We start from the raw sequence: 11,702 nt of genomic DNA on the forward strand, positions 1-11,702 counted from the left end.
ATGAAATTTATTGTAGAACGTGAGCACCTGCTCAAACCATTACAGCAAGTCAGCAGCCCTTTAGGTGGTAGACCTACCTTACCTATTTTAGGGAATATTTTACTGCAAGTGACAGAGAATTGTTTATCTCTGACCGGTACTGATCTCGAAATGGAGATGATTGCGCGTGTCGGATTAATACAAGCGCATGAAGTCGGTGCGACAACTGTGCCTGCTCGTAAGTTTCTCGATATTTGTCGTGGGCTGCCAGAAGGCGCCGAGATACATGTCACCCTCGATGGTGATCGTATTTTGGTACGCTCTGGACGTAGTCGTTTCTCACTTTCAACGTTGCCTGCGGGAGATTTTCCAAATCTCGACGACTGGCAAAGTGATGTGGAATTTACATTACCGCATGCCACCTTAAAACGCTTAATCGATGCCACCCAGTTCTCAATGGCTCATCAGGATGTGCGTTATTATCTAAATGGTATGTTGTTTGAAACGGAAGGTGAAGAACTCCGTACTGTCTCAACCGATGGTCACCGACTCGCCGTCTGTGCGATGTCAGTAGGTCAAGCGTTACCACACCACTCAGTGATTGTTCCCCGTAAGGGCGTGACTGAGCTCGTGCGTTTATTAGATGGTAGTGAAACTCCATTACAGATCCAGATCGGAAGTAACAATATTCGTGCTCATGTCGGCGACTATATCTTTACGTCCAAATTAGTGGACGGCCGTTTCCCTGATTACCGCCGAGTGCTACCTAAAAACCCGGACAAGACATTACAGTCAGGCTGCGATGTCCTAAAACAGGCATTTGCGCGGGCAGCAATTCTCTCTAACGAGAAATTCCGTGGTGTACGCTTATTTATTACTCAAAATCAATTGCGTATCACGGCGAATAACCCTGAGCAGGAAGAAGCCGAAGAGATTTTAGACGTTGATTATCAAGGCAGTGATCTTGAGATTGGTTTTAACGTTAGTTACGTCTTAGACGTGTTAAATGCGCTGAAATGTGAAAATGTGCGGCTATTACTGACCGATTCAGTCTCCAGTGTACAGATTGAAGACGTTGCGAGTCCGCATGCAGCCTATGTCGTTATGCCAATGCGACTGTAGATGGGGCTAATCAGGGATTATTTCCTTATCACCGGTTACCCCTATGTCAATTAATCGTTTGATTATTAAAGATTTCCGTAATATCGAGTATGCGGAACTTACTCCGGCTTTGGGGTTTAATTATTTGATTGGCGAAAATGGAAGCGGTAAAACGAGCGTCTTAGAGGCCATTTATACTCTGGGTCATGGCCGTGCGTTTCGCAGCATCCAGACCGCGAGAGTTATCCGCCATGAAATGCCTGAATTTGTATTACATGGCCGGTTAGACGGTGAGCAGCACCAGCAGACGTTGGGGTTAAGTAAGGATCGGGCCGGAACCACTAAGGTCAGGGTTGATGGCACCGATGGCCATCGTGTTGCCGATCTCGCGCAACTATTGCCTATGCAGCTGATCACCCCAGAAGGCTTTACTTTGTTGACTGGCGGTCCTAAATTTCGGCGGGCATATATTGATTGGGGCTGTTTTCATCGCTATCCAGGTTTTTTTACCGCATGGAATGATTATCGGCGGTTGATTAAACAGCGCAATGCAGCCCTTAGACAAGTTACCCGCTATCAGCAATTACGCCCTTGGGACCAGCTGATGGTGCCCTTAGCTGAGCAGATTAGTGCTTGGCGTGCTGAATATAGCCAACATATCGCGCAAGAGATCCAGAAAACGTGTCAGCAATTCTTACCTGAGTTTGCTTTACAGTTCTCCTATCTGCGAGGTTGGGATAAAGAAAGCGACTATGCAGAACTACTCGAACGGCAGTTCGAACGTGATCGTGGGTTAACCTATACCTCGTCGGGACCGCATAAAGCGGATTTTAGAATCCGTGCGCAAGCAACGCCTGTCGAAGATCTGTTATCACGCGGTCAGTTAAAATTACTTATGTGTGCACTGCGGTTAGCCCAAGGTGAATTCCTTACCCAGCAAAGTGGTCGTCGTTGTATTTACTTGATTGATGATTTTGCCTCCGAACTCGATGACTCGCGTCGGCAACTCTTAGCCGAGCGTTTAAAAGCCACACAAGCTCAAGTTTTCGTTAGCGCAATTAATTTTGATCATGTAATCGACATGAATGACGAAAAGGGCAAGATGTTCAGCGTAGAAAAGGGTAAAATAACCGTTCAATCTTCAGAAAAATGAGTGAGAAACGTTGATGTCGAATTCTTATGACTCCTCAAGTATTAAAGTCTTAAAAGGACTTGATGCGGTACGTAAACGCCCAGGCATGTACATTGGTGATACTGATGACGGTACTGGGTTGCATCACATGGTATTCGAGGTTGTGGATAACGCCATCGACGAAGCCCTTGCGGGTCACTGTAGTGAAATTACAGTCACCATTCATGCTGACAACTCCGTATCGGTACAAGATGACGGACGGGGGATTCCAACGGGGATTCACCCAGAGGAAGGCGTCTCGGCAGCAGAAGTTATCATGACTGTCCTGCATGCGGGTGGAAAATTTGATGATAACTCCTATAAGGTTTCTGGGGGGTTACATGGTGTGGGCGTTTCGGTGGTAAACGCCTTGTCAGCGAAATTAGAGCTGACTATCCGTCGCGATAACAAAGTGCATCAGCAAACCTACGTACATGGTGTGCCGCAGGCCTCGTTAACGGCTGTTGGTGAGACTGATGCCACGGGCACGCAAGTGCGTTTTTGGCCAAGTTACGAAACCTTCACCAATGTCATTGTTTTTGAATATGAAATTTTAGCCAAGCGCCTTCGCGAGCTCTCATTTCTAAACTCTGGTGTCTCAATTCGTCTTGAAGACAAGCGTGATGATAAATCTGATCATTACCACTATGAAGGCGGTATCAAAGCATTTGTTGAGTACCTGAATAAAAATAAAACACCAATCCATCCTAATGTTTTCTATTTTTCTACAGAAAAAGACGGTATTGGTGTCGAAGTCGCTCTGCAATGGAATGATGGATTCCAAGAGAATATTTATTGCTTCACTAATAATATTCCACAGCGCGATGGTGGTACACACTTAGCCGGTTTCCGTGCGGCAATGACGCGGACGCTTAACGCGTACATGGATAAAGAAGGGTACAGCAAAAAAGCGAAAGTCAGCGCAACTGGTGATGATGCTCGTGAAGGACTGATTGCCGTTGTATCGGTAAAAGTTCCCGATCCAAAATTCTCTTCACAAACCAAAGATAAGCTTGTCTCGTCCGAAGTAAAATCGGCGGTCGAGCAGCAAATGAATGAATTACTGGCCGAGTATCTTCTGGAAAATCCGGGTGATGCAAAAATCGTTGTCGGTAAGATTATTGATGCAGCCCGTGCGCGTGAAGCCGCACGTCGTGCGCGTGAAATGACGCGTCGTAAAGGTGCGCTGGATCTAGCCGGCCTTCCCGGTAAATTAGCAGATTGCCAAGAAAGAGATCCCGCTCACTCTGAGATCTACTTGGTGGAGGGAGACTCCGCAGGGGGATCTGCGAAGCAAGGGCGTAACCGTAAAAACCAAGCTATTCTTCCGCTGAAAGGTAAAATCCTGAACGTAGAGAAAGCTCGTTTCGACAAAATGCTCTCTTCACAGGAAGTCGCGACTCTTATCACCGCACTTGGCTGTGGTATTGGGCGTGATGAATACAATCCAGATAAGCTGCGTTACCATAGCATTATCATCATGACCGATGCGGATGTGGATGGTTCACATATTCGTACATTACTGCTGACGTTTTTCTATCGCCAAATGCCTGAGCTTATCGAGCGTGGTCACGTCTATATTGCACAGCCGCCTTTATTCAAAGTGAAAAAAGGTAAGCAAGAGCAATATATTAAAGATGGCGATGCGATGGACCAATATAACATCGCGATTGCCCTAGAGGGTGCCGCGCTTTATACCAACGCTAGTGCGCCGGCCTTACAGGGTGAAGCCCTTGAGCAGTTAGTCGCTTCCTTTATCAGTACCGGCAAAATGATTAAGCGTATGGAGCGCCATTATCCTAGTGCTTTATTAAACAGCTTAGTTTACAACCCAGCGCTCGTTGAGCTGTCTGACAGTACGCATACGCAGAATTGGGTGAATGGCTTAGTGACGTACTTAACCGAGAACGAAGCCCACGGTAGCAGCTATTCAGCAATTATTCGTGAGAACCGCGAGCTGAATATGCATGAACCCGTTATTCGCGTTCGAACTCATGGCGTGGATACCGATTACACCTTAGACCGTGACTTTATTGAGGGGCCTGAGTACCGTAAACTATCACAGCTAGGCCAAGCGCTAAATGGCTTACTTGAAGAAGATGCTTACGTAGAACGTGGCGAGCGTCGTCAGCCAGTCGCCACTTTTGCTCAAGCGGTTGAATGGCTAATTAAAGAATCTCGTCGTGGTCTTTCTATTCAACGGTATAAGGGACTGGGTGAAATGAATCCAGATCAGCTATGGGAAACTACCATGGATCCTGAAAGCCGTCGTATGTTACGCGTTACGATCAAAGATGCTATCGCTGCGGACCAACTCTTCACCACGCTGATGGGTGATGCGGTTGAACCTCGCCGAGCCTTTATTGAAGATAATGCCTTAAAAGCGGCAAATATCGATATTTAAGGTTAAGGTGCGTGAGCATGCTTTAACGGTAGCCGGAATACTATAACTGAGCTACTCTGAAAACACCGCTAGCGAATCGCAGCGGTGTTTTTTTATTTTTGCAGAGGGATACACATGACAGTAAAAATGATTGCACTAGATATGGATGGCACCTTACTTAACCCGCAACATGAAATCACGGCAGAGGTAAAGTCAGCTATAGAGCAGGCTAAAGCAAAAGGAATACTTGTCGTGCTCGCCTCAGGGCGCCCTTACATTGGTATGCAAAAGTATATTGCCGAGCTAGGACTCAATACCCCAGGTCAATATTGTATTAGTTATAATGGCGGCTTAGTGCAGCAAGCCGAAGATGGAAAGCCGATTCTTGAAACAACCCTAGGAATGGACGATTACCACTTTTTCGAGCAGCTAGCTCAACAGTTAGGGGTTCATTTCCAAGCGCTAGATAAACAGCACCTCTATACACCTAACCAAGATATTAGTCGCTACACAGTCCACGAATCTGAGATTACGGGAATTCCGTTACGTTATCGTAGTGTTGACGCGATGGATGCCGATCTACGCTTTCCGAAACTCATGATGGTGGATAATCCTGAACAGTTAGATAAGGCGATCAGCCAGCTACCGGCTGATTTGTATGATCGCTACACCTTAGTAAAAAGTGCTAACCACTATTTTGAGATTTTGGACAAGCGAGTGAGTAAAGGAAATAGCGTGCGCCACCTTGCCGAAAAGTTAGGGATAAGTGCTGAAGAGGTCTTAGCTGTTGGCGATCATGAAAATGACCTAACGATGCTGGCTTGGGCTGGCTATGGGGTGGCAATGGGCAATGCTATTGATGCGGTGAAAGAACAAGCGGCTTATCATACGAGCTCTAATCGAGAAGACGGTGTTGCTAAGGCAATTCACCGGTGGGCTCTGTAAGAGTATTGGGTGGTGATCAAAATAGTGACTAAAACCGCATTTTTGGGTAATCACAAAATAGTAACCAGAGTTATTATTAACTTACTCAGTCATTACTCGTAATCCCGTAGTGGCAAAAAATTAGTACTGTGAGCAAGTTGTCTAATAAGTAATTATAATAAGAGTGTTGTATTCCCTGAATGGCTGCCGAAAGGCAGCTTTTTTTTGCCTAGACGCTGTCCAAGGATTGCGGCATAGTGCGATTTTAGCGTTGATGCCTTAGGAATCTGTATGGATGAAGTACAAGTCACGACTCGCCTGCAACATCATCAACTGACGAATGCACAAGTTTGGAGTGCAGATGGTCAAAGTCTCGTCTACGACCTACGGCCGGCTCAGCATCTTTTTACCAGCGAGAGTGTGGAAAAGATTGACGTTGAAACTGGACAGATTACCGAGATTTATCGGGCATCACAGGGGGCACATGTGGGTGTGATTACCGCACATCCCCAAGTTAACGAACGCTTTGTTTGTATCCATGGCCCAGAATTACCAGATGCTGATTGGCATTATGATGTCCATCATCGACGTGGCGTTATTCTCTCAGCGGGAGAGGTCGAGACAATAGATGCTTGTGATATTACGCCACCTTTTACCGCTGGGGCATTACGCGGCGGCAGCCACGTGCATATGTTCAGTTATGAAGGAGATAGGATAAGTTTCACTTATAACGATCATGTGATGCGTCAACGTTCGCTTGAGGAAGATCAACGTAATGTGGCGATTGCCCTCCCACATCAACCTGTTTCTATTTTGAATAAGACTTATCGAGAGCACGATGGTTCTCATTTTTGTGTCGTGGTAAGCGAGACGACTCTCACTCCGCAGCCTGGTAGTGATCAGATATCACGTGCATTCGAGGAGGGGTGGATTGGTCACCAAGGCTATATAACCCTGTCAGGAGCTCGACAGCGCTGGGCATTAGCCTTTATCGGTGAAACGGTGTCCCTTGAAGGACACAAAGTCCCAGAAATTTTTGTCGTCGATCTTCCAGAAGACCTGAGTGACTATAAGATTGCTGGCGATAGCCCGATTGAGGGCACCGAACAATGCTTACCAGCACCACCCGCTAGCATTAAACAGCGCCGAATAACCTTCAGTGAAGGGGTAGGGGTTGCTTTACAACCTCGACATTGGTTAAGAAGCTCACCTGATGGGAGTATGATCGCTTTTCTAATGGCCGATCCAGGCGGCGTTATTCAACTTTGGGTCATTTCGCCTAATGGCGGATCACCGCAACAATTAACAAAGGGTGTCCAAGATGTGCAGTCAGCATTTACCTGGCATCCTCTAGGTAAGGGGATAACCTTTGTTTATAATAACCAGATTGTTGTTTACGATTTGGCGTCGGACGCCTTAGTCCCACTCACCACGAAAACCTCTGCTGCACCTTGTTCCGAAGCGGTAGTCTGGTCACCTAAAGGCAATAAAATAGCCTTTATGCGCGATATTGAAGGCTTTAGACAGATATATACGGTGACGACTACTGAATCATATTGGTGTTAGCTTGCGCCAAGGCTTCATCTGTGTGATTCAATCTTTCACTGGCAGCGACACGATCTCTAAGTGAAGAAGCGTTGCTGCTACAATTGCGATAATAATCCCAAGGCAAAATCAACGTATCGGTGATCGCGGAAAAAGGGTAATCGAGCACGGCTAAGGATTTTATTCCCCATGTCGTTTCATTACTGCCAATGATTTCGTTATTGGCTTGTGTACCAAGGTAATAGCCACGATTATCCCCAGTGTGTGACATGATGCTAGAACATGCTGTAAGGCTTAGCAGGCAGCTCGAGATCATAACAAATTTAGGTAGAGCTTTGTATCTGAGCATGTGTAACTCCTCATTCCATCCATGGCCAAGCAGGGGTAAGCAACGTCTGATAGGCTGGCCTACTCTTGCTGCTTATAAAGTATGCCTTTCAGTGTATGACAAATTCTAAAACATTCCTTTCAAATTCCTTCCATTTAAGGAAAAAATTGTGATTTATAACGGTTAATGATCGACCTATTTACTCGTCAAGTTTATAGAACAGGGAATATCCCCTGCTCTGTGTCTATCTTTTAAAAAGAAGTAGGTAACTGACTCTCCTCGGGGCAAACTGTTCACGATAGGGCTTGAGCTACTCAACAAAACTGACAGGCTTTGTTGGACGGTCAAGGTCTTATCCAACAGTGTAAGCCACGACAGTGCAAGGAATCGGCAAGTAACATATCGTCAATACATTAAACAAGCTGATACTCAGTCCCTAGGCGATAGTAAGATACAAAGGGACGCTTGGTTTGGAAACGAGTAAACAAGCAGGGAAGGCAACAAAAGTGAAACGGAGACCCGTATCTTTTATCAACATAATCATTCCCTGATTGAATGGCGATAGAGGGGCATCTTAACGATGCCCTAACAACCGGAAACTATGGCTTCAATGCTTCAGGGTTGATAATATTTTCTGCCAATTTGCCTTGTAGCCCTAAAATCAGATTTTCAACACCATCACGCTTCATGGCATAGCGTGTTTCATGAGTAGCTGAACCGATATGCGGTAAAGTGACGACATTAGGGAGTGAAGTTAATTCAGAACTGGCCACTAAGGGTTCTTTTTCGAAAACATCTAAGCCGGCACCATAAATTTTCTTCGCTTTCAAGGCGGCAATTAGGGCTGCTTCATCCACCACAGGTCCACGTCCTGCGTTGATTAAAATTGCACTCTCTTTCATTTGGTCAAATTGCGCATGACTGATCAAGTGATGTGTTTCGTCAGTAAGAGGCAATACGACACAGACGAAATCAGCATTGGCGAGAAGTTCGTCAACGCTGGCATACTGGGCATTAACTTCTTGCTCAGCGTTTTTATGTGGCTTGCGGGCATTGTAGATAATATCCATACCAAATCCATGGTGCGCACGCTTCGCCAACGCTAAACCGATACGGCCCATACCAATGATCCCCATCTTCTTATGATGGACATCGATTGCGAGAGGTAATTTCTCAGGAGCTGCATCCCATCCCCCGGTTTTGACCCACTGATCCATGGCCGGAATATTTCTGGCGGCGCAAAGCACTAACGCCATCATGGCATCGGCAACGGTTTCCGTGAGGGCTCCCGGAGTATTGGTGAGAATAGCGTTATGTTGGGTTAACGCCCCCACATCGTAAGAGTCATAGCCTGCAGAGACGGTAGAACAGACTTTTAACGCTGGCATTTGTGCAAGCAATGCTTCATTGACTTTACCACCAGAGCCAATTAGGCCTTGCGCGTTTTTGAATGCTTCAGGGTGCTGATTAACCGTTTCTTGGTCAAGGTTATCCACCTCTACCACCTCGAAGTGATCCGTGAGTTTACTGACCAGATCATTGGGTAGCGGCATAAATTGGATAATTGTGGGTTTCATTCGAACCTCTCTTAAGGATATTTAAGAATAAAGCACTTCATGCAGAACGAAGTAGCCCTACGTAATAATGGACGCATTCGGCGATGTCATGACCTTCCAATGGAAATTCGATACCTAGCGGTATCCCTTCAGGCATCATGCTGAGTAGTGATCGCCACTCGCCCTGTGATTGATCCAAATTGATAGCATGCCAAGACGCATCCCTCTTTATGGCGGCTTTGACATGACAATATGAGACATAAGGCGCTAGCTGCTCTGCCGCCTTACTAGGAGACTCATCGACCCATAACCAATTGGCCATATCGAACGTCATACCTTGTACGACAGTCAGAGGGTGAAAGTGGTTGAAATAGTCCAACATGGGTTGGATCTTTCCGGTAGCTGTCTGGTCATTTTCAATAAGTAGCGGAATTGTGCAGTCAGAAAGCTGTTTGGCTAGCTGTTCTGGAGAGTAAGATCCGGCACCCGCCCCTAAGGCAAACTTAATTACTTGCGCATTGAGTAAGGCCGCTTCATGTTGAAATTGCTTGAGGCGCGGATTCAGCGTACCAGGGGCAGTAAATAAATATTCAGGGACAGAGTAATAAGAAAAAAGGCCTTTATCTTCAATGATTAACTTGAGATTGACTAACTCCTCTTCAGCAGCAGAGGAGAGGAGTTCTCGACGTATTTCAACGCCATCAGCGCCTGACTGAGCGATGATAGGAATAAAATATTGTTGTCCACCTGCTTGCTGAACAACCTCGGCGCCAAAGGCGGCCGTTACCACAATAATTTTTCTTTCCATCATCACCTCTCAGTACTCATTACGCTATAGAATAAATGGTATCGGTTCCATAGGGAAGAGGGAAAAACATCACAATACGCACATTATTAATATTTATTCTTTGCTCGGTAACGCCTGACTCGATGGGCGAACGATTAATCTGCCTTCAAAGCGAGTTTCCTGTGCGGGATTTTCTGAATGCTTAAGTCTAGTTAAGATATTCTGAAATGCACTGTAGCCAATTTGATGGGTAGGTTGCTGCAACGTTGTAATACCGCAGCCAGCAATCGAAGACCAATTCATTTCGTCAAAGCTTGCTAAGCCGATATCCTTTCCCCAGATTAACTCCATTGCATGCAGTAGTTTAGTTACCAGTAACATTAATGCGCCGTTAGCGGTAATGATTGCAGAAGTCTGATCTGCGTGACGGGTAACAAATTCAGTAATAGTTTTCTGTAATAGCTCAGGATTATCTAACGCGACTTCAGCGTGTTCAGCGGTTATCCCTTGATGTTGTGATACAACGCTCATAAACCCTTCTAAACGCTCTTTACGGGTATTGACCTGTGAAATGGGCTCACTAATGAAAAGGAGTGAACGATAGTGGTTATCGATCAAATGTTCAGTGATATCGACCGATCCTTGGAAATTATCTAGGCCGACCACATCGTAATCATAATTACTGACTTTTCGGTCAATAAGCGTGAGTGGGATTGAGGCATGCTGGATACAGTCAAAAGCAGTTTCTTGCATGTTGGCGGCATTCACAATAATGCCTTCAACTTGATAACTACTTAGGAGCTGTAAGTAATGCTGTTCGAGATGGGGTGTATTATTGGTATTGCACATCAGCAATGTAAAACCGTTATCTCGACAAGCGGTCTCTACACCGCCCATAACTTCAATCGAATAAGGATTGGTAATATCAGCGATTAAAAGACCAATTAGCTTGGTGCGGCCATGTTTCAAACTTCTGGCCATTTGGCTAGGGCTATAATTTAGGTCGCTGATTGCTTCTTTAATTCGATATTTTAAATCATCAGAAAGCAATTGATGCTCACCATTGAGGTAGCGCGATACGCTCGTTTTACCGGTTTTAGCCGCTTTAGCAACATCACTGATTGTTGCTCTTGTTGACTTGGTGCTCATCAAATCTCCCAATGCATTATAATTATTTATTAAATATACCAAGGCTTAAGCAATATTGCGCCTTAAATTACGTATTATCAGAGGCTATTATTTGTCTCTGAATATTTAAAACAGTTCACTTGATGATCAATAATAAGTCCGCAGGCTTGCATGTAAGCTTGGCAAATAACAGGGCCAATAAATTTAAATCCTCTTTTTTTCAATGCGTTAGATAAATATAGGGAATGTGGGCTACTGACTGGCGCTAGGCGATAATCGTCAAAAGATTGAAGAATTGGCTGATGGGAGACGGTTTGCCAGATAAAATTAACGAAATTTTCACCCTTCGCTTCCATCGCGAGTAATGCCTGTGCATTATTAATGATTGAGTTAATTTTTAATTTATTACGAATCAACTCCGGCGATTGCAGCAAAGTACTTATCGTCTCTGCACTGATCTCGGCCACTTTTTCTGGCTCAAATTGATAGAAGGCTTTTCGATAGGCTTCACGTTTCTTTAATACAGTAATCCACGACAACCCAGCTTGTTGTCCCTCCAAACAGAGCATCTCAAAGAGACGTTGTCGATCAAAACACGGAACACCCCATTCGTAATCATGATAAGCAAGGTAATCGGGGTCATTAGTCACCCATCCACAGCGAGGTTTAGTCATAGATTACTCCTGTTTATTTATTCATCAGCATGAAAAGCACAGCTTTGCGCGATCAGTCGAAGCAAAATTGATACACTATAGCGGTTAGGCAGCGGTCATGCCCTTCACGAAGTTAGCATATAAAAA

At 45.3% G+C, this 11,702-nt stretch carries 10 protein-coding genes; 5 read left to right on the forward strand and 5 right to left on the reverse strand.

The features are described 5' to 3' along the window. The 5 genes from dnaN to HH682_RS04435 all read left to right on the forward strand — a co-directional run bounded on the left by dnaN (nt 1) and on the right by HH682_RS04435 (nt 7,124). Nucleotides 1-1,101, forward strand: a complete 1,101-nt coding sequence (dnaN, locus tag HH682_RS04415) for a DNA polymerase III subunit beta (RefSeq protein ID WP_214236406.1) — start codon at nt 1-3, stop codon at nt 1,099-1,101. Between the two features lie 43 nt (nt 1,102-1,144). Beyond that, on the forward strand, nt 1,145-2,233 hold the full coding sequence (gene recF / locus HH682_RS04420; RefSeq protein WP_214236407.1) for a DNA replication/repair protein RecF: 1,089 nt from the start codon (nt 1,145-1,147) through the stop codon (nt 2,231-2,233). Between the two features lie 13 nt (nt 2,234-2,246). Continuing rightward, a complete protein-coding gene (gene gyrB / locus HH682_RS04425; protein WP_214236408.1) occupies nt 2,247-4,655 on the forward strand; it encodes a DNA topoisomerase (ATP-hydrolyzing) subunit B in 2,409 nt (802 codons plus the stop codon). A 114-nt stretch (nt 4,656-4,769) separates the two neighbouring features. Further along, nucleotides 4,770-5,579 (forward strand): sugar-phosphatase, encoded by an 810-nt coding sequence (gene yidA, locus HH682_RS04430; RefSeq protein ID WP_214236409.1) that lies wholly within the window; start codon nt 4,770-4,772, stop codon nt 5,577-5,579. Between the two features lie 270 nt (nt 5,580-5,849). Next, the gene (locus tag HH682_RS04435; RefSeq protein WP_214236410.1) at nt 5,850-7,124 is read left to right on the forward strand and encodes a DUF3748 domain-containing protein; all 1,275 of its coding nucleotides are present in this window, start codon (nt 5,850-5,852) and stop codon (nt 7,122-7,124) included. Here the strand turns inward: HH682_RS04435 and HH682_RS04440 are convergent. The 5 genes from HH682_RS04440 to HH682_RS04460 form a co-directional block, all read right to left on the reverse strand. Further along, nucleotides 7,102-7,452 carry a YceK/YidQ family lipoprotein gene (locus HH682_RS04440; RefSeq protein WP_250318552.1) on the reverse strand — a complete coding sequence of 117 codons (351 nt, stop codon included), beginning with the start codon at nt 7,450-7,452 and terminating at the stop codon, nt 7,102-7,104. The two genes, HH682_RS04435 and HH682_RS04440, sit on opposite strands and share 23 nt — an antisense overlap. 578 nt (nt 7,453-8,030) lie before the next feature. Further along, nucleotides 8,031-9,008, reverse strand: a complete 978-nt coding sequence (locus HH682_RS04445; RefSeq protein ID WP_214236411.1) for an NAD(P)-dependent oxidoreductase — start codon at nt 9,006-9,008, stop codon at nt 8,031-8,033. A gap of 37 nt (nt 9,009-9,045) precedes the next feature. Then, nucleotides 9,046-9,798, reverse strand: coding sequence for a sugar phosphate isomerase/epimerase family protein (locus HH682_RS04450; RefSeq protein WP_250318553.1), 753 nt, complete (start codon nt 9,796-9,798; stop codon nt 9,046-9,048). A gap of 90 nt (nt 9,799-9,888) precedes the next feature. Further along, complete coding sequence (locus tag HH682_RS04455; protein ID WP_214236412.1) at nt 9,889-10,923, reverse strand: LacI family DNA-binding transcriptional regulator; 1,035 nt, start codon at nt 10,921-10,923, stop codon at nt 9,889-9,891. Nucleotides 10,924-11,000: 77 nt separating this feature from the next. Next, on the reverse strand, nt 11,001-11,576 hold the full coding sequence (locus HH682_RS04460; RefSeq protein WP_214236413.1) for a DNA-3-methyladenine glycosylase I: 576 nt from the start codon (nt 11,574-11,576) through the stop codon (nt 11,001-11,003). Nucleotides 11,577-11,702: the final 126 nt, after the last annotated feature.

The organism is Rosenbergiella gaditana (assembly GCF_018494065.1).
Taxonomy (GTDB): domain Bacteria; phylum Pseudomonadota; class Gammaproteobacteria; order Enterobacterales; family Enterobacteriaceae; genus Rosenbergiella; species Rosenbergiella gaditana.

Bases quoted from the DNA above. Each gene is read 5' to 3' on its own strand.
- dnaN (WP_214236406.1), top strand. From the start codon at position 1: ATGAAATTTATTGTAGAACGTGAGCACCTGCTCAAACCATTACAGCAA.
- recF (WP_214236407.1), top strand. From the start codon at position 1,145: ATGTCAATTAATCGTTTGATTATTAAAGATTTCCGTAATATCGAGTAT.
- gyrB (WP_214236408.1), top strand. From the start codon at position 2,247: ATGTCGAATTCTTATGACTCCTCAAGTATTAAAGTCTTAAAAGGACTT.
- yidA (WP_214236409.1), top strand. From the start codon at position 4,770: ATGACAGTAAAAATGATTGCACTAGATATGGATGGCACCTTACTTAAC.
- HH682_RS04435 (WP_214236410.1), top strand. From the start codon at position 5,850: ATGGATGAAGTACAAGTCACGACTCGCCTGCAACATCATCAACTGACG.
- HH682_RS04440 (WP_250318552.1), bottom strand. From the start codon at position 7,452: ATGCTCAGATACAAAGCTCTACCTAAATTTGTTATGATCTCGAGCTGC.
- HH682_RS04445 (WP_214236411.1), bottom strand. From the start codon at position 9,008: ATGAAACCCACAATTATCCAATTTATGCCGCTACCCAATGATCTGGTC.
- HH682_RS04450 (WP_250318553.1), bottom strand. From the start codon at position 9,798: ATGATGGAAAGAAAAATTATTGTGGTAACGGCCGCCTTTGGCGCCGAG.
- HH682_RS04455 (WP_214236412.1), bottom strand. From the start codon at position 10,923: ATGAGCACCAAGTCAACAAGAGCAACAATCAGTGATGTTGCTAAAGCG.
- HH682_RS04460 (WP_214236413.1), bottom strand. From the start codon at position 11,576: ATGACTAAACCTCGCTGTGGATGGGTGACTAATGACCCCGATTACCTT.